The sequence below is a fragment of the Winogradskyella maritima genome (assembly GCF_042650215.1).
In the GTDB taxonomy this organism is placed as follows: Bacteria; Bacteroidota; Bacteroidia; order Flavobacteriales; family Flavobacteriaceae; genus Winogradskyella; species Winogradskyella maritima.
Window position 1 is genome coordinate 55,278 of sequence record NZ_JBHSAT010000022.1, and the last position, 21,213, is coordinate 76,490.

Below are 21,213 nucleotides of genomic sequence, written 5' to 3' on the forward strand. Positions count from 1 at the left end.
CAAATAGATTGTATTATAAACTTAAATTGAAAAACATGTCATTATTAACCATCATTTTAAATATTTTATTACCACCATTAGCGGTAGCAATGCAACACGGAATAGGAACAACTTTTGTCATCAGCTTGCTATTGACTTTATTAGCTTGGATTCCAGGAGTGATTCACGCTTTTATTGTAAACTCATAAACTTTTAATTTTAGAGCAACAAAAAAGCCATCCGAACGGATGGCTTTTCTAATTAGTTATATCTCGTAATTAGAACTGATATCTAATACCTAAAGCGATATCAAAGTCTAAATCATCATTGAAATCTCCAAATCCAAATTCTGGACGTGCATCTAAAGATAGCATTAATGGAATGTCAAAATTGTACTCAATTCCTATATCACCAGCGGCGAAAATAAAAGTTTCGCTATCATCACCATTGTCAAAAGGGCTATCGTACTCATAAGCACCAACACCACCACCGACACCAGCGTACCAGTTAAAGCCACCGTCTATGTTCCATACCCATTGGTAAAGACCTGCTAATTTAAAGCCATCATAGCGATTTCCGCTTCTAAGACCTAAATCTAGCTCTAATCTATTATTGTCACCTAAGGCTCTTTGGTAAGAGATTTCTGCACCAAAACCATCACTATCGCCTAGACGAAGACCTATAGCGTTGTCTGCTATAAGTTGAGCATTAGATACTGCTGTAAAGCCAATGAAGGCAATTGCTATAAGCATTAATTTTTTCATAATTTTTAAATTTAAAAGTTAGATTGATAAAATGAAAGGCCAAAGCCCTATCTATTTAACGCCAAATTTATAGCAAAATTGAATGTAAAGCTTTTATTTTGGTTCTGAATAATAATCCACTTCATAAGATTGTTAACCCAAAAGCCAAAATTAGACGATTTAGACCTTAATCAATTAAAACAAGCATTAACAGGTGACTTGTTTTTTGATGATTTGCACAGGCGAATTTACGCTACAGACGCTTCTGTATATAAGATAATTCCTAAAGCAGTTGCCTATCCCAAGACGTCTGAAGACATAAAATCAATCATTGCCTTTGCCACAAAGCATCAGTTGAGTATCATACCCAGAACTGCAGGAACATCCCTAGCAGGTCAATGCGTCGGTGATGGCATTGTAGTCGATGTCTCAAAATACTTTACAAAAATTATAGCGGTAGATAGAGAAGCTAAAACGGTTACCCTTCAACCTGGTGTGGTACGTGATGAGTTAAACAATTATCTAGAGCCCTATGGTTTGTTTTTTGGACCAAATACCTCAACCTCTAACCGATGTATGATTGGTGGTATGGTAGGTAATAATTCGTCAGGGACAACATCCATTAAATACGGTGTAACGCGTGATAAGGTTCTACAACTAAAAACGATTTTGAGTGATGGGAGTGAAACTACTTTTAAATCAATTAATTCTTCAGAATTTGAAGAAAAATGCAATCTGAATACGTTAGAAGGTGCTATCTACAAAACAGTTCAAACTGAATTAACGCCAGAAGCTGTCCAGGATAATATAAAAAAGGAGTTTCCTGATGCCTCGGTACATCGCAGAAATAACGGCTATGCTATCGATGAACTCATTAAATTGAAGCCTTTTGAACAATCGGGAGCTGATTTCAATCTTTGTCAATTATTATCTGGAAGTGAAGGGACTTTGGCCTTTACCACAGAAATCACGTTGCAATTAGATGACATGCCACCAGAACATTCGGCGATGTTGGCGCTTCATTTTAAATCCATTTCAGACTGTATGCATGCGGTTGAAGGTTTGATGCAACACGATTTGTACATGTGTGAAATGATGGACGATACCATTTTAAACCTCACCAAGCATAACAAAACACAGCAAGCCAATCGGTTTTTTGTAGAAGGCAATCCTACGGCCATATTGCTTTGCGAATTACGTGACCATAATGAAGAAGGTTTAGAGGAACAGATTGAAACGTTTACCAAAACCATTAAAGAACAAGATTTAGCCTACCATTTCCCAACCTTAAGAAGTAGCGATATCGATAAAGCGTTTGAATTACGTAAAGCAGGACTTGGGCTTTTGGGCAATATGATTGGTGATAAAAAGGCGGTGGCGTGTATTGAAGATACCGCAGTACCACTGGACAAACTAGCCCAATTTATTGATGAATTTGCCGAACTGATGAAGGGCTACAACCAAAACCCAGTGTATTATGCACATGCCGGAGCTGGCGAAATCCATTTGCGTCCCATTTTAAATTTGAAGGACGGGCAGGATGTTTCAGGTTTTAGGCAAATAACATCAGATGTTGCATACTTGGCAAAGAAGTACAACGGCGCTATGTCTGGTGAACATGGTGATGGTATTGTACGTTCTGAATTTATTCCAACGATGATTGGTCAAGAGAATTTTGAAATTCTAAAACGAATAAAGACAACGTTCGACCCGAACAACATCATGAATCCAGGGAAAATTATCGATGCGCTTCCTATGGATAAAAATTTGAGGTATCAACCCAATAGAGAAGAACCTCAAATTGAAACACTTCTAGATTTTTCAAAGTCCGAAGGGATTCTGCGTGAAGCAGAGAAATGTAATGGCTCTGGTGATTGCAGAAAATTACCAGAATTTGGTGGTACCATGTGTCCTAGTTACAGGGCAACGAAAGACGAAAAAGATACCACACGAGCGAGAGCAAACGCATTACGAGATTATTTAACCAACTCCGATAAAGCAAACAAATTCAATCATGAAGAATTAAAGGAGGTTTTCGATTTATGCTTGAGTTGTAAGGCTTGTGCTTCAGAATGTCCTAGCAGTGTTGACGTTGCGAGTTTAAAGGCTGAATTTCAGTATCAATATCAAGAGGCAAATGGGTATGGTTTTAAAGACCGATTTTTTGCCAATGCGACGAAGTACAATCGTTTGGCTTCTAAATTTTCCGGACTGAGTAATTTTATGTTTTCAAATAAAGTCACTTCAGGAATGATTAAATCTTTCTTTGGTATTCATCCCAAACGAAGTTTACCAAGAATTTCAAAGTCTTTCAAAATTAAACAGAGTTCAACTCAAGCTTCAGAACGCACCATATATCTTTTTGTCGATGAGTTTACTAACTATTTAGAGTCCGAAATTGCACAAGATGCTTATGAACTTCTAACTGCTTTAGGCTATTCTGTAAATCCTATTACTCATTTGGAAAGTGGAAGGGCACAACTCTCCAAAGGATTCTTACAAGAAGCTAAGGCCATTGCGGAGACTAATGTGTCGGAATTAAGCGTTCTTCTCAGTGAAAACGATGTATTGGTTGGCATAGAGCCGTCAGCAATCCTTAGTTTTAAAGATGAATATCCGAGATTGGTAGAGGATAAGGATTCTGCGAATGCACTTTCAGAAATAATGATGCTGGTTGAAGACTTTTTAGCTCAAGAGATTGAAAACGGAAATATTACAGCCGACCAGTTTACCGACGAATCAAAAAAGGTAAAATTCCACGGCCATTGCCATCAAAAGGCATTGGGTAATCAAAAATCGAGTTTTGATGTTTTGAATTTGCCTTCAAACTACAAAGTAACCATAATACCTAGTGGTTGCTGTGGAATGGCGGGAAGCTTCGGTTACACCAAGGATAAGTATGAAGTGAGTATGGCCATTGGTAACCAGACGCTGTTTCCCGCGATTAAAAAAGCGGATGCCTCTGTGATTATTTCAGCGAATGGTACAAGTTGTAGACATCAAATTAAAGATGGGACAGATAGAGTGGCGTTGCATCCCGTTTCAATTTTGAGACAAGCTTTGAAATAAAAAAGCGCGATATCTAAAGATTCGCGCTTAATTATAATAGTTCAATTTTTTAGTTTCCTACGGAATAACTATCTAAATCTTGCGTGTTACTTACAGATAATTCTGTTGGAAAATCTATTGTTAAACCTCCAAGTTCTAATAAAGTAATCAACTCCTGATTAAGCTCGTAAGACTGGTCGGCTTCAGATTTAATTAAACCTACATCTTGTGCAAAATAATTTCTAATAGTCAAAACATCTTGGGCTACCAATAGGGTCTGCGTTGTTGGATTACCAAGTACATTTACTGTTGCAGTTATTTCAAGATTTAAAACGATATCAGTAACGATAACATTACTGAACGATTCACCATCAACTGTTAATGAATTAAGATCTGAGCGTCTCGTGTTTGTTATAGTATACGTTGCCGTCAAGGGTATATCTGTACCATCAACATTTACCGTTTCATTGATAACACCATTGGTCGCAGCTAGTTGTGAGTTATTTCCAACATTTAAGTCATATAAAACAAAGTTAGATAAAACAATGTCAGTTGTTGTTAAACCATCTAATTCCAAAGGGATAGGAAGGCTTCCGTTTAAACTTAAGGTAGAAGCACCTCTCGTAATAGTTCCGGTGTTTAATATGGAATTCATAAGACCATAAGATGGTGCCGCATCATTATTAACGTCAATGGTAAAAGAACCACCATTAGATGAAGCGATAGTCACTAAATCTGATTCTGAAAAATTAACTTCCGGATTTGTAGTGCTTTCATTTTCTACATTATAGAACCAAGTGTTTGATGCTTCAGAAGGATAGTAGTTTGCTTCAACCGGCTCTTGTGGGCCGTCATTATCATCGCTCCCAGAGCAAGACACAGCGACTATGGATAAACATAGTATAGGTAGTAGGTACTTAATTTTCATGATTTGTTTTTTTAATTGATTCAAAAATACAGTATTGCCATTAAATGGCTTTAACCGTATGACTAAATATGTTAACGTAAACCACAGTTGGTTATTACATTAAACTTAATGATAAGCCATTTAATTCAATATTGAAATCACCATAATTCTGAATAATATATAGGTATTAAGTCAAGATTATAAGTTGTCACTTTCAATTCTGTAATAAACCAATTACATTAGCGTAAAAATAGATGTATGGCCGGAAATTCCTTCGGAAAATTATTCAAGTTAATCACTTTTGGCGAATCGCATGGCAAAGCTATTGGCGGTATTATAGATGGTTGTCCTGCTGGGATTACAATTGATTTTGAAGCCATTCAGAACGAAATGAACCGCCGTAAACCAGGTCAATCCAAAATCGTAACCCAACGCAAAGAAGCGGACGAAGTCGAATTTTACTCCGGAATATTTGAAGGTCAAACTACAGGAACCCCTATTGGTTTCGTCATTCATAACACCAATCAAAAGTCAAAGGACTACTCCCACATAAAAGATGTATATCGACCTAGTCATGCGGATTACACGTATGAAAAGAAATACGGACGTCGCGACTATAGAGGTGGTGGACGAAGCTCTGCTCGCGAAACCGCATGTCGTGTTGTCGCAGGCGCGATAGCAAAGCAGATGCTTTCCGAGTTAAAAATCAATGCTTATACGTCTTCGGTAGGCGATATATTTTGTGAGAAACCTTATCAGGATTTAGATTTCAGTAAAACAGAGACTAATGCTATTCGTTGTCCGGATGACGCTACAGCCGAAAAAATGATTTCTAAAGTCCAAGAGATAAAAAAACAAGGCGATACCGTTGGTGGCACAATTACCTGTGTGATACAAAACGTACCAGTAGGATTGGGCGAACCTGTGTTTGATAAGCTCCATGCTGAATTAGGCAAAGCCATGCTATCCATCAATGCCGTTAAAGGTTTTGAATACGGTAGCGGTTTCTGTGGCGCCAGAATGAAAGGTAGTGAGCACAACGATTTGTTTAATGATGACGGCACCACCAAGACGAATCTTTCGGGAGGCGTACAAGGTGGTATAAGCAATGGCATGGATATATATTTTAGGGTTGCTTTTAAGCCAGTCGCTACCGTGCTTCAAAAACAAGACGCCTTAAATAGTGACGGCGACATCATTGAAATGCAGGGTAAAGGTCGCCATGATCCTTGTGTGGTTCCGCGCGCCGTACCGATTGTAGAAGCTATGGCGGCTTTGGTTATGGCTGATTATGTGTTGTTACGACGACAGGAGACAAAGGATTGGTAATATAGCTGAGAAGTTAGGAATCTCATATAAAAATTTAGTTGTCGTTGGATTTAGAAGAAAGGAATAAAAAGGAAAGAAGCAATGCGTCTTTAACAAAAGAGGAATGGTTAACATTTTTATTTTCCCCCTTTTATTCTACAAACCGAATTGGATTAGACACTAATACATTTAATGAAACGGAAGAAGAACGTTTTAAGAAGTTTGGATTTCATCAAAAATATAAAGAAGCCCAACAGGCAAGAAGCTACGGATGCTTTTTATACATTTTTGTTTTCTTGTTAATAGTAATTATTATTAATTGGTAGGGTATAAAATCACTTGAATAAAAATAACAATAAGATTCCCGCAACCAAAACATCGGTATGCTGGAAAAGTTGAACTAAAATATATCCCCGATGTCTCGGGGAATGGATATGAAAAAACTAGCATTACACTGGAAGATTATCATTGGGATGGTTCTCGGAATCATTTTTGGCTTTATTTTGAATGCCTACGAGCAACAAGGATTCGTTAGGGATTGGATTGCACCATTTGGGACGATATTTATCAATTTATTGAAATTGATTGCAGTACCGTTGATTTTGGCTTCGCTGATAAAAGGTATTTCCGATTTAAAGGATATCTCCAAAATAAAATCCATGGGGCTTCGTACAATTTTAATTTATGTGGGCACGACAGTGGTTGCTATTGTTATTGGTCTTTCCATCGTAAATATTGTTAAACCTGGTGCAGGCATGCCTCAAGATACCATAGAAAAGATTAAACTACGCTACGAAAGCGATGCCGGGGTCACAGATAAATTAGTAAAAGCATCATCCCAAAGAGAAGCCGGGCCATTGCAGGCCTTAGTAGATATTTTCCCAAGTAATATATTTGAAGCTATGGGCGAAGCCAAGATGCTTCAAGTTATTTTCTTTGCCCTGTTTGTAGGTATTTGTTTGTTACTGATAGGCGAAAAGAAAGCAAAACCAATGATTGACATTTTTGATTCGCTTAATGAAGTGGTGATGAAAATGGTGGATCTCATCATGCTTTTCGCGCCATATGCTGTTTTCGCTTTATTGGCAAACGTAATTATCGCTTTCGATGATACTGAGATTTTGCTGAAATTACTTCAATATGCGTTATGCGTTGTGGGCGGCTTAATTTTAATGATTGGGTTCTATCTCATCTTGGTAAAAATGCTAACCGGCAAATCGCCACTATGGTTTTTAAATAGAATTAGCCCTGCGCAACTATTAGCATTTTCAACAAGTTCTAGCGCAGCAACTTTGCCGGTAACTATGGAACGGGTAGAAGAGCATTTAGGTGTGGATAAAGAAGTTTCAGGCTTTGTACTGCCGGTTGGAGCAACTGTGAATATGGATGGTACCAGTTTGTATCAAGGCATTGCTGCCGTATTTATTATGCAAGTGATTTGGCCAGAAGGTTTAACCTTTACTAATCAATTGATTATTGTAGGTACTGCGTTGTTAGCTTCAATAGGAAGTGCTGCTGTTCCTAGTGCCGGGATGGTAATGTTAGTTATTGTTTTGGAATCTATTGGTTTTCCAGCGGAATTATTACCAATTGGATTGGCATTGATTTTTGCGGTAGATCGTCCGTTAGATATGTGTAGAACTGTGGTAAACGTTACGGGTGATGCTACTGTATCTATGATTGTTGCAAAATCTTTGGATAAACTTCACGAACCAAAACCCAAAGAATGGGACGATAATTATGACGCTGTAAAATAATTTTAATAAGCGCTTTTAAGTTCATATCTTTTAGAGGTAATTAAACATTAAAAACTAACCATTTACCATGAATATTTGTTTTATCATGTATCCTTGGGAGGATATCGACCCAGAAAATGACACCAGTTTAGCGCTAATTAAAGAATGTGCAAAACGAGGTCATGGCGTTGCCATGTGTACGCCTGCAAACCTTACCATTAGAGACAGTGTGACCAATGCGTTTTGCAAAGTGATTGGTCGTATGGAAAAAGTACCATCCACCTTAAAGTCATTTTATAATAAAGCACAACTTCGAGATGAAATGCTACCTCTCGCAGGTTTCGACGCTATTTTCTTTAGAGCCAATCCGCCATTAGACCCTATAATGCTGAACTTTTTAGATTCGGTTAAAGATGATGTTTTTATTGTGAATTCGCTTCAAGGCATGCGAGAGGCAAACAACAAATTATATACCGCTGCTTTTGGTGATGCACATAGCAACATCATTCCAAATACACATGTTTCAAAAAATAAGGACTATCTCATAGAGCAGATTAAAGAATCTAAATCAGATAAAATGATTCTGAAACCTTTGAATGGTTTCGGGGGTTCAGGTGTGATTTTGATCGAAAAATCAGCGATGAACAATATAAATTCCTTATTGGATTTCTACATCTCATCGACTGGTGATGGTGATTCGAATTACGTTATTCTTCAGGATTATATTGAAGGTGCAGACCAAGGCGATGTGCGGATATTATTATTAAACGGAGAACCTGTAGGCGCCATGAAACGTGTACCAGGATCTGATGACCACAGATCTAACGTGTCTGCGGGTGGTTCAGTACAAAAACACAGCTTAACTAAGTCTGAAAAGGCATTATGCAAACAGATTGGCCCAAAATTGGTAAAAGACGGTCTTTATTTTGTAGGGATTGATGTAATTGGAGGAAAACTCGTTGAAGTAAACGTGATGTCTCCAGGTGGCATTACCTATATCAATAAAGTTTATAAAAATAAATACCGCATTGAAGAAAAGGTCATTGACTTTTTAGAAAGTAAAGTTTTGGATCAATTACAAGCGTTTGACCGTCGCACAAGACTGCGAAAAACAGTTGAAGACGCATAACCGTTATGAAAAAATTAGAGACGCCTTTGGTATCCGTTGATTGGTTAAAATCCAATCTTAAGGTAAAACATTTAGTTGTCTTGGATGCTACAATTCCAAAAGTCTCAGGCTGTTTGCTAGAACCAGCCAGATATATTCCTGGCGCACGATTTTTTGATATAAAGAAAAAATTCAGTGCACAAGATTCGGATTTCCCGAATACCTTGCCAAGTGTCAATCAATTCGAAAAAGAAGCTCAAGCTCTAGGAATCAATAAAGATAGCTTAATCGTTTGCTATGACAGACATGGTATGTATTCAGCACCACGTGCATTTTGGCTTTTTAAACATTTTGGACATACCAACGTAGCGGTTTTAGACGGTGGGTTACCTGAATGGGAATCGAACGGTAGTGAAACGACTGAGAATATAAATTCAGATTCTGAAATAGGAAATTTTGAAGCTAAAGTCAATACAGAAAAATTCACGGATTTCGAAGGTATTTTAGAACACACTTTAAATCCAGAATCCAGATTATTGGATGCACGTCCTGAAGCTCGATTTAATGGCGATGTTCCCGAACCAAGAAAAGGTTTAAGAAGTGGTACAATCCCAAAATCCTTCAATTTGCCATATAGCAATTTGCTTGAGGGCAACAGAATGAAATCCAAGTCAGAATTGGAAGTTATCTTTAACGGTATTGTAGAAGATGGAATAATCATAGTCACCAGCTGTGGCAGTGGTATTACCGCCTGTATTTTAGCGCTCGGAGCGACTATAGCAGGTTACGATGACGTCATAGTTTATGATGGGTCTTGGACAGAATACAGTACATTAACAGAACAATAATGGAAACCAATTGGACTAAAGATGAACTTGTAGCTTACGTACTTTTGTACGCCGCACATTCCGATTTTAAGGAAGATAACCACGAGCGAAATGTGATCATTTCAAAAGTCGATATGCAAACCTTTCAAAAAATCCATGATGAGTTTGATGCCGATAACGACTATCAAAGCATTCAGAAGATTATGGCTGGTATGGAAGCGCACAATTTTTCTAAAGAAGACAGTAATATTCTTTTGGCTGAAATAAAAGCTTTACTTTTTTCAGATGGCGAATTCACGCTTAATGAACAACAACTCTTACGGTCACTTAATAACTTATTGAAATAATATGAAACGATTGTCGGTAGATACCATCATTTCAAAAATTAAGAATCAAGAGATTTTTCATGCTGTTGCAGAAGATTATTCTTTTACACTAAAAATTGATAACTACGTCCACTATGTATGTGGCGCGGTACACGATGGCCATCAATTTAGAAAAGAACTCTGGGAGAATTGTCTTCATACTGAATACGAACGTTGGTACGAAGAAGATCCTTGCACCAAGCAAATGGTACAATCGCATCCTATTGTAATTGCAGGTTGTGACTCCCGTTTTGAGTACGATTTAAACCGTGATCCCGAAAATGCCGTCTTTGATACGGCTTGGGGAAAAGAACTTTGGAAAACACCCTTGTCTGAACAGGAAAAAAGCAAAAGTCTAGCCAAGCATAGTGCATTTTATGAGGTAGTTCACGCCTTGATTGAAACCTTAGAAAAAATCCATGGGCATTGCATCGTTTACGATATGCATAGCTATAATTGGCAACGTTGGGATAGGGAAGTACCGACATGGAATTTGGGTACATCAAATATAGATAATGACCGTTTTGGGAACTTTGTGGAGTCTTGGCGAAAGAATTTAGCGTCTATAGAATTGCCACATGCGATCAAGCAAACGGCCAAAATCAATGACACCTTTCAGGGCAATGGATTTTTTCTGAAATACATCACAAATACCTTTGAAAATACCTTAGTTTTGGCGACTGAAATCGCAAAGATTTATTGCGAAGAATATCAGCAAATTATTTTTCCCGAAGTCGTTGACGTTGTGGAGGTACGATTAAAAACTTTGATACCGAATCATGCTTTAACATTTCAAAGAACGTTCAAAAATTGATTTATGCCCAACACGGCAACTGCCATCGATTCATTTATAATAGACTCTGTTAAGGAGCGCTTGAAGCAAGGAAAACCTGTTGTTCAGGAGTTGCCAAACAATGGCCTGCTTTTTATTGACAAGTTACTTCCTTTTATTTGTGTCTATCGCTATAAGGATTACGACCCACATTTTGCGAAGCTATTAAAAACGCAAGCAACCTTTATAATTGTAGATGATTCCATAGATATAGCACCGTTGATTGATACCATTCAAGATGCTATTTCCACTGATTTCTCCTCATTCCTAATTATGGAATTTTGGCCAGAACCAAATTCAGAAAAAGCAGAGTTTTCCATCAGTTGCCCTAAAGCCAAAGCACCTGGAACGATGAATGCCTTAAAAGAAGGCTTTGAATCCTTAAACGACTTATATCCTAACATTGCGGCAGTCATTGAAGAAAGTGAAACTCGTTGTCCGGCACACTTAGAGCCAATAATCTATGATGACGATTGCAAGAAAAAAGGAATCTTAATCATAGGAATTGCCATTAAGCCTTTGTATCGTAGTTTGGATAACACATCACATTATGCCCTGTTTTTCAGGGAATTTTACACTGTGTTTTCTGAAACCGTAAAACGTGCCGCTTATGAGTTTATTAGAATTCAGAATGCAGATTTATTCGAAAATTATCTGATTCTCGGAAAAACCAGTATTGATGAAGTTACTAAGAAAGCTGATAAAGAATTGGCTTTAATTAATGAAGGCATGTCATTCCTCTTAAGGGCAACACCGGTGAACAGTAATGAGGAATGGCAACGTTTCAAAAAGAATAATTTTAGAAAATTACCCAATTTTAAATACCGACTGATTGCCCTTGATCCCGAGTTGGAAAAACGACGTCTTTACAACATACCAATAGATAAAGTTGACGATCCTGCTATCGCTTATATCCTTAGGGGAAAGCGATTGGAGATTGAGAAGCAGTTGACCATGCTAGAAGAGCGTGGCACAAAAAATTTCAGGTTTGTCGGTAACAGTCTTTATGGGACTACAAAGAAATCAGTGTACCGGGCCGCTCGGAAAATATTGAAAAAATTCCCAGAGCGCGAAACCAAGAAAGGCGCAGTCCGTCTCAATTGCCATCAGTTTGCGAAATTGGCACAAAAGGAAATGGACTATTACAATGACAAATTTCCAGATTTAGATTTGAGCATTGAAATTAGAAATGATGTCGCGGGCATCATGGTATCAAAAACAAAACTACTCATTAACGATGAAGTGTCGTTTGATGAAAGACGTGCCGACGCCTTAATTCAACATGAAGTTGGAACACATATTTTAACTTATTGTAATGGACGTAGACAACCACTTTGCCAAATGTATGAAGGCTTTGAAGGCTATGACCAATTACAGGAAGGTCTTGCCGTTATTGCGGAATACTTGGTTGGTGGCCTTACTGTGAACCGTATGCGCTTGTTGGCCACTCGCGTCATTGCTGTAAAATCTATGTCGGATGGTGCGGATTTTATTGAAACCTTTCAGCTATTAAGGAGACGTTATAATTTTTCGGAACGAATTGCTTATTATATCTCCATGCGTGTTTATCGTGGGGGAGGTCTTACAAAGGATGCTGTTTATCTCGCAGGCTTGATGGATGTTTTGGAGTATATTGAAAAAGGAGGAAAGCTAGACTACCTCTATACGGGTAAGTTCAATGTAAATCATATTGAATTGGTAGAGGAACTATTGTATCGCGGTGTATTGGTGAAAGCAGAATTACCTCGTTTTTTAGAACGGAAAGATGTCCAGAAGCGATTAAAGAAACTTCGCAAGGGAATTGACATAACAGAGTTAATAAATTAATGGAATAGGACAACAGAGACTTTTATGTGCAGGTATCTTACAGAAAATTAAACCAAGCACATGAAAATTGCCTTTATCATTAACGACCACGCCACCGAAAAACCCAATTATACGACTCCAGGATTGGGACATAGCGCTTATAAGCGCGACCATGACGTCTATTTTATAGGTGTTGGCGAATTGTCTTATGCGTCAAAGGGGCATCTGTCGGTACGATGTAAAACTATTTCTGGTAAAAAATTCAACTCACAAGAGACTTATTTTAAAGCTGTACAAAACGAAGAATTCACTAGAATTACGTCGCAAGAATTAGACGTTTTGTTCTTAAGGAATAATCCAGCCGACGAAATTGGTTCGCGCGATTGGGCACAGAACGCCGCCTTTATTTTTGGTGAAATTGCCATGCGAAATGGCGTCTTGGTTTTAAATCATCCGTCTAGTTTGGCGGGCGCTATCAATAAAATGTACTTTCAGCATTTTCCGGAAATCGTAAGGCCGAAAACTATTGTATCACGGGATTTAGATGAAATTAAAGAATTTTTTAGTAAGCAGAAGCAAAAAATGATTCTGAAACCTTTGCAAGGTTCAGGAGGCACCAACGTTTTTATGATGGACAAAAAGAATGAGCACAATTTATCTCAAACCGTTGAAGCCATAGCAAGAGATGGTTATGTTATTGCGCAAGAGTATCTTACCGAGGCGACCAAAGGCGACACACGTTTATTTTTAATGAACGGAAAACCACTGATGGCCAACGGAAAATATGCGATGATGCAACGGGTCAATGCTTCAAATGATATCCGCAGTAACATACATGCTGGTGGTCGACCAGAGGCTGTTAAAATGACCGACCAGATTATGAAATTGGCAGAGATCGTTCGTCCTAAATTAGTACAGGATGGGATGTTCCTTGTAGGTATTGATATTGTAGGTGATAAACTTATGGAAATTAATGTCTTCAGTCCAGGCGGATTAAATGTATCAACACAAATGTATGATGAGGACTTCTTTTTGCCAGTCATTGAAGCTATTGAAAAGAAAGTGGCATATCGTCAAATGTATGGGGATTACTTAGAGAATGCACAATTGGCGACCTTATAGAAAAACCTCAAAGCGCGACATTATCAATCTTTCATCATCATTGACACTTACCAAGCGTTAGACATGCGCCGTGTAAGAATTTGAGTCATTCCCAACTAACAGAAGCTGGGCTCAAACTATCATAATCTTGCTTTGAGGTTTTGAACGTATTAAAACCATCAACTCTAAAACGTTTATCTAAAGTAAGTTTTAGTATTATTTTTTAAAATTGATAGTGAGTGAAGTAGATACTTTTAGACGTTAACCTAGCTTTTGCGTGAGTAAACCTATTAATCTAAAAACCGAGCCTTCAACTCAGGCGTAGGAATCATACACGACTCTTTTTTTCCATACCATTTGTAGCGATGTTTTGCTACGTAATCATACACCCAATTTCGGATGAATGGCGGAACAATAAAAAACACTATGGCCATATTATAAGGAAAAGCCATCTTTTTGGCGACATGAAGAGCGGCTGATGATTTGGTTTTTATCCCAGAGTCTGCACTATAAAGTATTATTGAATCAGTTTGTTCGGTATTTATGTTGTATTTAGCGATAATTGCTTGTCCCACCTTGCTTTGCAATGGCGCAAATAGGAAGTGTTGGTTTGGGTCGTTTTTTATAACCTTGGTCACGGAACTGTTGCAAAGGTTGCAGACACCGTCGAAAAGAATGAGTTGTTTGTTTTTTGGAACTTGTTCTATCACCTAACAAAGATAAGACTTATAAAAGTGATTATTTCTTTTTCTTAGCCTCCACCAACTCCAACAAATCCACACTTACGTTAGTCGTAAACAAGCCGTAGTTCACTATGGCTTTGTTTTTTTCTATAGTATCGATAGAACCTACGGCACGTCCGTCGTGCATGCGGACACGGTCGCCGACTTTTAAAACAGGTTTTGGTGGTGCAGGCTTCTCTTTTTCTCTTTGTTTGGCTTGCTTTTTCTTTTTTCGGATGGCTTCAACTTTTTTTTCAGCCTCTTGTTGTATCTGTTTCTCTTTGGCCTTTTCGGCGCGCTTTTGTTTAGTAGATACTTTTTTCCGTTTGGAATTTTCTATCTGAACTAATTTGAAGAGTTCGCCCATCAACTCACGTTTGCGCTTATTCTCTTGGAACTTTTCGGCCAAGTCATTCACTTTCTGTCCGAGGTAGATGAGACGTTGGTTGCTATCATACAACTCCTGATAATTCTCTAATTTCTTTTGAACTTTTTGATTTGTTTCTTCGAGCTTATCAGCTTCAGATTGTTTTTTCTTTTCGTTTTCTTTAAGCGAGCGTTCGGTACGCTCTAATTTGCTTCGTTCTTTTTGAAGCTTTGCAATCGTTGCATCAAACCGCACTTTACCGCGTTCAATCTTCTTTTTCGATTTATTGATGAGACTATACGGAATGCCATTTTTCTGGGCGACTTCAAAGGTGAAAGAGCTTCCAGCTTGCCCTACAACTAACTTGTACATTGGTTCCAAGGTCTTTTCGTTAAAGAGCATATTGGCATTCTTCATGTACGGCAATTCGTTGGCCAAGAGCTTAAGGTTGGAGTAGTGGGTAGTAATTATCCCGAAGGCTTTTCGGTCGTAGAAAATCTCTAAAAAGGTTTCTGCCAAAGCACCACCGAGTTCAGGGTCACTGCCTGTTCCAAACTCGTCAATCAGAAAAAGCGTTTTAGAATTACACTTCTTTAAAAAGTAATTCATCTGCTTTAAACGGTAGCTGTAGGTACTCAGATGATTTTCTATGGATTGGTTATCGCCGATATCACTCAAAATCCGTTCGAATAAACAAACTTTGCTACGTTCATGCACCGGAATGAGAAAACCAGATTGCAACATCACTTGAAGTAATCCTACCGTCTTTAAGGTGATACTTTTTCCACCAGCGTTTGGCCCAGAAATGACTATGATTCTACTGTCCTCGTCCAAACCGATACTTTGTGGATAAGTTATTTCTTTGAGTTCCTGATTATTAAGATAGAGCAGGGGATGATAGGCATCTTTAAGGTACATTTCCCGTTCTTCCGTCAGTTCTGGAAGAATGGCATTCATGCTTCGGGCGTATTTTGCCTTGGCTGAAATGACATCAATCTGAATTAAAAAATCCTGATACTGCTTTAAAAGCGGTAAAAACTGACGCATCACATCAGTGACCTGTTTCAAGATTTTGATGACTTCCTCTTTCTCTTCGTACTCAAGATTGTTGAGTTCTCGCGTGTAATTCAGCGTCGTTTCAGGCTCTATATAAACTATGCTTCCCGTCTTGCTTCCGCCCATAATGGCACCTTTCACCTTTCGGCGATACATGGCTTTTACGGCCAATACACGGCGATTATCCATTACAGACTCTCGGATGTCGTCCAAATAATCTAGATTGTGATAGGTGTTTAAAGCGGAACTGAAACTGGTATTGATTTTTGACTTTAGTTTATTGATGCCTTGCCGGATTGAGGCCAGCTCAGGCGTCGCATCATCTTTGATATCATCGAATCTATCCACAACAGCATCAACCGTTTCAATGATAACTTTGGTCTCTTCAATTTGGCTGGAAAAGGCTTCAAGATTTGGATAATAATCTTTAAACTTTTTGAAAAACTTCAGAATTGCATTTACAGTCAAAGACATGCTGACAAGCTTCTTCAAACTTTGGACTTCTAGATATGTATTATCAATATTCAGAAGTTTAATTTCCCTATCAATAGCATCAAATCCGTGATTGGGAATACGATTGTCGTTATCAAAAGATGCTACATATTCATTGGTATACTGAAGTGTAATTTTCAGTTTATCAGCATCCTTAAATGGCGCAATAGACAAAGCTTCGGAAGCACCCAACTGTGTAACACACAAGTCGGAAACTTGCTCAAGAACTGTTGGGAATTCTAAATCCTTTAATGTTTTTTCGTGGATATTTATCATCGTAAGTTCCTTCAAAAGCAGGAATCTCTTTTCAAATTTAAAAAAGCAAAGTTAACCATTAGATTGGTAATAAATCGGTATTAAAAATGTGGAATCGGTGATGCATCTTTTATCTTTGATGAAGTATTTTATACTTGAAAAGCGTATTTATTTTATGAACGTCGACATTCACCCATCTTGGAAACCGCATTTACAATCTCAGTTTGAAAAATCCTATTTTCAAAATTTGGTTGAATTCGTAAAGTCGGAATACACCAAGCATACATGCTATCCAAAAGGAGGTGATATTTTCAATGCGTTTAACCATTCATCGTTTGATAACACAAAAGTCGTCATCATAGGGCAGGACCCATATCATGGACCTAATCAGGCGAATGGCCTGTGCTTTTCTGTTCATGATGGAATCACACACCCGCCATCCTTGATTAATATTTTTAAGGAACTAATGACGGATATCAATATGCCGTATCCTAAAAGTGGGAATTTGATGCCTTGGGCCAATCAAGGCGTATTATTGCTCAATGCCACCTTAACGGTACGTGCACACCAAGCCGGAAGTCACCAAGGCAAAGGCTGGGAAACTTTTACGGATGCTGTCATTAAAACTATAAGCGCTCAAAAAGAAAATGTGGTGTTTTTATTGTGGGGTGGTTTTGCTAAAAAGAAAGCAAAATTAATAGATAGTAGCAAGCATCATATTTTAACCTCTGGACATCCGTCGCCATTGAGTGCCAACCGAGGCTATTGGTTTGGGAATAAGCATTTCAGTAAAACGAATAGGTTTTTAGAATCGATTAAAAAAACGCCTATAAATTGGACGATTAAATAAGTTATTCAACTACAAACTCGTAAAGTCCTTGGGCATTTGCATTTCTAATGGTAGTACTAATATTGGCAAAACCTAACTCATAAATACCGCCGTAAATTTCAATGGCGTTGCTCTGGGCAAAACTGCCTCTTCCTCCTAAAAACAGAGTTCCAGATTCCTTTAGTTGAATGCGTATTCGACTTCTAAAACTATTTGATGCTTCATCATAACCTTGAAGCACTCGGATAATTTCATTTGATAGATTTACCATCCCTTCATCTGCAAAAACGACCTCCTCGGTTAATTGTATCGGTGAACGTGTGCCAAATTGGGTTTCGAGATAAAGACTTAGGGAGTGTTCTAAAAACGATTCCGAAAGTACATCGTCATAAAACAAATTGCTTAATTGAATAGTTTGTCCATCAACTGTGGTTTGATTGTTCGGGATAATGGTTTCAATTACCAGAAAATCGTCTACTGCGAACACAGTCGCATTATTTTCAATTTGAACAAGATTATCATTGCTAATATTGAATTGTGTAGCTTCTTCTTCTCCTGGACAGCACAAACTTGCACATAAGGAAAAGGTTAACATAAGCAGAATGGAAAAGGGTTTCATCTTGATTGATTATTAGGTTCTACTTGTAGATACAGAATGTTGAAAAAGGTTGCGTGACAGGATGATTACAATATCTTCGTCAGCTTATCATAAGCCCATTTCTCAGGAATAATATCCAAGTCCAACAACTGGTTTTGAACGGCGCTTAAGGTTTTTTCATCAATCAATTCTTGTGACCATTCGGTGATGCTCAACCATTCCTGCACATCTTCCAACTGCTGGTCATATCTATTGGCAATGGTGCGGTCTATGCTTGGGATATCCTTGAATTCTTCAGTGGTACCGTTAATGATGTCTAGAATTGTTTTCACATCCGTTTCATTATTTTCCAAAAATTCATTTCGCACGGCAATCACAAAGCAGGGCCAAGGTGTTGGACAAGTGCCAACCCGATTAAACGTACCATCATCCACCAAGGGCTTGGTGGTGAATTTTTCCCACATAAAGTAATCAGCTACGTTATTCGTCAAGCCTTCTACGGCACCGTCTAGGTTTTTAATAACTTCAAACTTCAGGTCTTTTTCTAAATCCCAGCCTTCATTTTTGGCATTAACATAGGCCATTAAATGCGAGCCCGAACCATAACGACTTATGGCTACCCTTTTTCCTCGTAACTCATCCACAGTTTTAAACTCGGAATGACCAGCTGTATGAATGCCCCAAACCAGAGGCGATTGTACAAACGTTTGAACGATTTTTGAAGGATTTCCGTCAATGATATCTTTTACAATACCTTCCGTTAAAATCACAGCCAAATCTATATCGCCACTGCGGAGACCTTTGCACATGGCTCCAGTACCGCCGTGGTAATCATGCCAACGCAAGTTGATGCCTTCAGATTTGTATTCGCCATTTTTTAAAGTGAGGTACCATGCGAGGTTAAAATGTTCGGGTACGCCACCAATATTTACTTTTATCATCTGTCTTAAATCAACGGTTTATTCAACCAATTTATCAAGCGTATATTTTATCAAATTATCGACCACTTTCGCTGGGTCAGTACTGAATTGCCCTGTTGCTCTGTTGGCAATAATCGCATTCATAGATAGGGCCTTATGCCCCAAAAGCTTTGACATACCGTAGATGCCGGCAGTCTCCATTTCGAGATTGGTGATGGCTTTTCCTTCAAAATTAAAGCTAGCCAATTTATCATTCAGTTTTGAATCTTCAACAGCTAATCGCAACACACGCCCTTGAGGGCCGTAAAAACCAACGTTAGTGGCAGTAAAGCCAATATGTGTATTTTCAGAACTTAGTTTTGTCATTAAATCGGAATCACAGCGCACAATATAAGGTGCTGATTTTTTCGAATTCCAATTGGTCTGGGCAATCAAAGCTTCAGATATGTCCTGATGCAGGATAGAATCGCTATCATAAAAATGCATCAAACTATCAAAGCCTACCGCATAATCACTAATTAAAAACGAATCCACAGGAATTTCCTTTTGAATAGAGCCTGAAGTTCCAATCCTTACAATGGTCAGTTCACTTAAATCTGATTTCAGTTCTCGTGCCTTCAAATCGATATTAACCAAAGCATCCAACTCATTGAAAACTATATCAATGTTATCAGTGCCAATTCCAGTGGATATAACAGTTAAGCGTTTGCTTTTGTAAGTCCCAGTTTGGGTATGAAATTCACGTTTTTGGGTTGAAAATTCAATTGTTTCAAAATAGGAGGTCACCTGGTCAACACGGTCGGGGTCACCAACTGTGATGATGGTATTTGCAATATGTTCTGGTTTTAAGTTGAGATGATAGACACTACCATCGGGGTTTAAAATCAATTCCGATTCTTTTATGGGCATTAAGCTTTGGGATTTATGAGTTTGTTTTGAGCCACATCAAAATGATAATCCAATCGATTTACACCGCCATAAATCATAGTATTTTTAACGATTGAAGCTTCATTGGTTATACCTGTAATGGCGCGTTTACCATGTTCCGTAAGTTGATAGGATTTGTCTTTCATTTCAAAATACGAAGCCAGGTATTTTAGCATACGCTTGAATTGTAAATCGCCAAAACCGTAATAACCCTGGTGATTTAGGCAATAACCAAGTAATTGACCTTCGGAAACAATACGTTTTTCATCAATCAACTTGAGAATATTAGTTTCTAGCGTCGAAAGGCCTGAAACTGAATCCGGGAAGCGTTTTAAATGTGCCTTCAAGCAATTGCTCAAATATTTAAAATCCGTACGCTCGGTGATGTACATCTTAAAAATATTGTGGTCTTTACTGTTATAGGTACGCCAAAGTGCAATCATTAATTGCATGTCATCTTCAGTTAGTAAACGTCGCGCTTTGTAATGCTGATGGAGTTGACGTTCTTTCAATTCTGGCAAAGCGGTAAGTCGGTCATTACCGTCAACACGTCCACTACAGACCAGACTTAAGGGCGTTGTGATTTCCTTTTGATGAATAAGGTTCATCACGCCGATGAGATTTATATGGCAGAATAAGTCATACTCAAACCAAAGCACGATTTCGTCATAGTCATTGGCTGAATCTAGTTTCGAGATTTCTGATTTTACTTCGGCTGTATTGACTTCAATGTCGTAGTATTCCTTAAGAAAGGCTTTTCTAACGTCTAAAAATTCATCAGAATCTATCTTTGCAATTGTAGGACCTTCACATAGCATTTCTTGCCATGTAAGGGTGTCGCCTTCATACTTTAAAGATTGAAGGTAATCGGTCAACACTTGACCGTTGGTGATGTGTAATATTCGTTTTGTTTTCAACCGCCTACGCGTTTAACCTTAAATCCTTTGGCCTTAAGAATAGCCATAATTTTATCCCGATAATCACCCTGAATGATAATTTTATCATCCTTAAAACTCCCGCCAACACTAAGTTGTTTCTTGATATCTTTTGCTAATTGTTTAAAGTCGGAATCCGCACCAGTGTAGCCTTCTAAAATAGTAATTGGCTTGCCTTTGCGCTTTTCGTACTTACAAATAATGGGGTCGTCTTGCAACCAAAGGCCATCGGAAGTGTCTTCTACCGTTTCGGGTTCTTCAGATACGTGTTCTGGAAATAAGTTTTTTAGTTGGTCTTGTAAATCCATAAGCCCCTCTTGGTCTCCCCGTGGGGGAGATACCGGTTCGTTGA

General features: G+C 38.3%; 21 protein-coding genes. 12 read left to right on the forward strand and 9 right to left on the reverse strand.

Annotated features, from left to right (window positions below; translation table 11 throughout):
- Positions 1–35: 35 nt before the first annotated feature.
- Positions 36–188: a YqaE/Pmp3 family membrane protein gene (locus tag ACFOSX_RS12170; RefSeq protein ID WP_386101459.1), complete on the forward strand. Its 153-nt coding sequence runs from the start codon at positions 36–38 to the stop codon at positions 186–188.
- 69 nt (positions 189–257) lie between these two features.
- Here the strand turns inward: ACFOSX_RS12170 and ACFOSX_RS12175 are convergent, their stop codons facing one another.
- Positions 258–743 carry a hypothetical protein gene (locus ACFOSX_RS12175; RefSeq protein WP_386101462.1) on the reverse strand — a complete coding sequence of 162 codons (486 nt, stop codon included), beginning with the start codon at positions 741–743 and terminating at the stop codon, positions 258–260.
- A 129-nt stretch (positions 744–872) separates the two neighbouring features.
- On the opposite strand from ACFOSX_RS12175, the gene ACFOSX_RS12180 reads away from it, so the two are divergent.
- Positions 873–3,791, forward strand: coding sequence for an FAD-binding and (Fe-S)-binding domain-containing protein (locus ACFOSX_RS12180; protein ID WP_386101465.1), 2,919 nt, complete (start codon positions 873–875; stop codon positions 3,789–3,791).
- A 49-nt stretch (positions 3,792–3,840) separates the two neighbouring features.
- Here ACFOSX_RS12180 and ACFOSX_RS12185 read toward each other — a convergent pair whose 3' ends face one another.
- Positions 3,841–4,698, reverse strand: a complete 858-nt coding sequence (locus ACFOSX_RS12185) for a hypothetical protein (protein ID WP_386101468.1) — start codon at positions 4,696–4,698, stop codon at positions 3,841–3,843.
- A 237-nt stretch (positions 4,699–4,935) separates the two neighbouring features.
- Here ACFOSX_RS12185 and aroC point away from each other — a divergent pair, with 237 nt between their 5' ends.
- From aroC to ACFOSX_RS12230, 9 genes are all read left to right on the forward strand, one after another.
- On the forward strand, positions 4,936–6,006 hold the full coding sequence (gene aroC, locus ACFOSX_RS12190) for a chorismate synthase (RefSeq protein ID WP_386101471.1): 1,071 nt from the start codon (positions 4,936–4,938) through the stop codon (positions 6,004–6,006).
- Positions 6,007–6,050: 44 nt separating this feature from the next.
- Positions 6,051–6,311, forward strand: a complete 261-nt coding sequence (locus ACFOSX_RS12195; RefSeq protein WP_386101474.1) for a hypothetical protein — start codon at positions 6,051–6,053, stop codon at positions 6,309–6,311.
- Between the two features lie 108 nt (positions 6,312–6,419).
- Positions 6,420–7,742: a dicarboxylate/amino acid:cation symporter gene (locus ACFOSX_RS12200; protein WP_386101477.1), complete on the forward strand. Its 1,323-nt coding sequence runs from the start codon at positions 6,420–6,422 to the stop codon at positions 7,740–7,742.
- Between the two features lie 67 nt (positions 7,743–7,809).
- Entirely contained in the window at positions 7,810–8,850 is a 1,041-nt protein-coding gene (gshB, locus tag ACFOSX_RS12205; protein ID WP_386101480.1) for a glutathione synthase, read from the forward strand.
- A gap of 5 nt (positions 8,851–8,855) precedes the next feature.
- Positions 8,856–9,677 carry a sulfurtransferase gene (locus ACFOSX_RS12210; RefSeq protein WP_386101483.1) on the forward strand — a complete coding sequence of 274 codons (822 nt, stop codon included), beginning with the start codon at positions 8,856–8,858 and terminating at the stop codon, positions 9,675–9,677.
- Positions 9,677–10,003, forward strand: a complete 327-nt coding sequence (locus ACFOSX_RS12215; protein ID WP_386101486.1) for a hypothetical protein — start codon at positions 9,677–9,679, stop codon at positions 10,001–10,003. The genes ACFOSX_RS12210 and ACFOSX_RS12215 overlap by 1 nt, the downstream gene beginning before the upstream one ends.
- A 1-nt stretch (position 10,004) precedes the next feature.
- Complete coding sequence (locus ACFOSX_RS12220; protein ID WP_386101489.1) at positions 10,005–10,835, forward strand: N-formylglutamate amidohydrolase; 831 nt, start codon at positions 10,005–10,007, stop codon at positions 10,833–10,835.
- Between the two features lie 3 nt (positions 10,836–10,838).
- Positions 10,839–12,680, forward strand: a complete 1,842-nt coding sequence (locus tag ACFOSX_RS12225; protein WP_386101492.1) for a flavohemoglobin expression-modulating QEGLA motif protein — start codon at positions 10,839–10,841, stop codon at positions 12,678–12,680.
- A 60-nt stretch (positions 12,681–12,740) separates the two neighbouring features.
- The gene (locus ACFOSX_RS12230; protein WP_386101495.1) at positions 12,741–13,781 is read left to right on the forward strand and encodes a glutathione synthetase; all 1,041 of its coding nucleotides are present in this window, start codon (positions 12,741–12,743) and stop codon (positions 13,779–13,781) included.
- Between the two features lie 269 nt (positions 13,782–14,050).
- Here ACFOSX_RS12230 and ACFOSX_RS12235 read toward each other — a convergent pair whose 3' ends face one another.
- Complete coding sequence (locus ACFOSX_RS12235; protein ID WP_386101498.1) at positions 14,051–14,470, reverse strand: thiol-disulfide oxidoreductase DCC family protein; 420 nt, start codon at positions 14,468–14,470, stop codon at positions 14,051–14,053.
- Positions 14,471–14,498: 28 nt separating this feature from the next.
- Entirely contained in the window at positions 14,499–16,673 is a 2,175-nt protein-coding gene (locus ACFOSX_RS12240) for an endonuclease MutS2 (RefSeq protein ID WP_386101501.1), read from the reverse strand.
- Between the two features lie 154 nt (positions 16,674–16,827).
- Between ACFOSX_RS12240 and ACFOSX_RS12245 the strand changes: the two genes are divergently transcribed.
- Positions 16,828–17,502, forward strand: coding sequence for a uracil-DNA glycosylase (locus ACFOSX_RS12245; RefSeq protein ID WP_386101504.1), 675 nt, complete (start codon positions 16,828–16,830; stop codon positions 17,500–17,502).
- A 1-nt stretch (position 17,503) separates the two neighbouring features.
- On the opposite strand, the gene ACFOSX_RS12250 is transcribed toward ACFOSX_RS12245, so the two are convergent.
- From ACFOSX_RS12250 to ACFOSX_RS12270, 5 genes are all read right to left on the reverse strand, one after another.
- A complete protein-coding gene (locus ACFOSX_RS12250; protein WP_386101507.1) occupies positions 17,504–18,100 on the reverse strand; it encodes a hypothetical protein in 597 nt (198 codons plus the stop codon).
- 65 nt (positions 18,101–18,165) lie between these two features.
- Positions 18,166–19,020 carry a substrate-binding domain-containing protein gene (locus tag ACFOSX_RS12255; RefSeq protein ID WP_386101510.1) on the reverse strand — a complete coding sequence of 285 codons (855 nt, stop codon included), beginning with the start codon at positions 19,018–19,020 and terminating at the stop codon, positions 18,166–18,168.
- Between the two features lie 18 nt (positions 19,021–19,038).
- Entirely contained in the window at positions 19,039–19,908 is an 870-nt protein-coding gene (locus ACFOSX_RS12260; protein ID WP_386101513.1) for a nucleoside phosphorylase, read from the reverse strand.
- Positions 19,908–20,843 (reverse strand): DUF1835 domain-containing protein, encoded by a 936-nt coding sequence (locus ACFOSX_RS12265; protein WP_386101516.1) that lies wholly within the window; start codon positions 20,841–20,843, stop codon positions 19,908–19,910. Before ACFOSX_RS12265 ends, ACFOSX_RS12260 begins: the two co-directional genes overlap by 1 nt.
- Complete coding sequence (locus tag ACFOSX_RS12270; protein WP_386101519.1) at positions 20,840–21,169, reverse strand: translation initiation factor; 330 nt, start codon at positions 21,167–21,169, stop codon at positions 20,840–20,842. The genes ACFOSX_RS12265 and ACFOSX_RS12270 overlap by 4 nt, the downstream gene beginning before the upstream one ends.
- Positions 21,170–21,213 lie beyond the last annotated feature (44 nt).

Bases quoted from the DNA above. Each gene is read 5' to 3' on its own strand.
- ACFOSX_RS12170 (WP_386101459.1), top strand. From the start codon at position 36: ATGTCATTATTAACCATCATTTTAAATATTTTATTACCACCATTAGCG.
- ACFOSX_RS12175 (WP_386101462.1), bottom strand. From the start codon at position 743: ATGAAAAAATTAATGCTTATAGCAATTGCCTTCATTGGCTTTACAGCA.
- ACFOSX_RS12185 (WP_386101468.1), bottom strand. From the start codon at position 4,698: ATGAAAATTAAGTACCTACTACCTATACTATGTTTATCCATAGTCGCT.
- aroC (WP_386101471.1), top strand. From the start codon at position 4,936: ATGGCCGGAAATTCCTTCGGAAAATTATTCAAGTTAATCACTTTTGGC.
- ACFOSX_RS12200 (WP_386101477.1), top strand. From the start codon at position 6,420: ATGAAAAAACTAGCATTACACTGGAAGATTATCATTGGGATGGTTCTC.
- gshB (WP_386101480.1), top strand. From the start codon at position 7,810: ATGAATATTTGTTTTATCATGTATCCTTGGGAGGATATCGACCCAGAA.
- ACFOSX_RS12210 (WP_386101483.1), top strand. From the start codon at position 8,856: ATGAAAAAATTAGAGACGCCTTTGGTATCCGTTGATTGGTTAAAATCC.
- ACFOSX_RS12215 (WP_386101486.1), top strand. From the start codon at position 9,677: ATGGAAACCAATTGGACTAAAGATGAACTTGTAGCTTACGTACTTTTG.
- ACFOSX_RS12220 (WP_386101489.1), top strand. From the start codon at position 10,005: ATGAAACGATTGTCGGTAGATACCATCATTTCAAAAATTAAGAATCAA.
- ACFOSX_RS12225 (WP_386101492.1), top strand. From the start codon at position 10,839: ATGCCCAACACGGCAACTGCCATCGATTCATTTATAATAGACTCTGTT.
- ACFOSX_RS12230 (WP_386101495.1), top strand. From the start codon at position 12,741: ATGAAAATTGCCTTTATCATTAACGACCACGCCACCGAAAAACCCAAT.
- ACFOSX_RS12240 (WP_386101501.1), bottom strand. From the start codon at position 16,673: ATGATAAATATCCACGAAAAAACATTAAAGGATTTAGAATTCCCAACA.
- ACFOSX_RS12245 (WP_386101504.1), top strand. From the start codon at position 16,828: ATGAACGTCGACATTCACCCATCTTGGAAACCGCATTTACAATCTCAG.
- ACFOSX_RS12250 (WP_386101507.1), bottom strand. From the start codon at position 18,100: ATGAAACCCTTTTCCATTCTGCTTATGTTAACCTTTTCCTTATGTGCA.
- ACFOSX_RS12255 (WP_386101510.1), bottom strand. From the start codon at position 19,020: ATGATAAAAGTAAATATTGGTGGCGTACCCGAACATTTTAACCTCGCA.
- ACFOSX_RS12260 (WP_386101513.1), bottom strand. From the start codon at position 19,908: ATGCCCATAAAAGAATCGGAATTGATTTTAAACCCCGATGGTAGTGTC.
- ACFOSX_RS12270 (WP_386101519.1), bottom strand. From the start codon at position 21,169: ATGGATTTACAAGACCAACTAAAAAACTTATTTCCAGAACACGTATCT.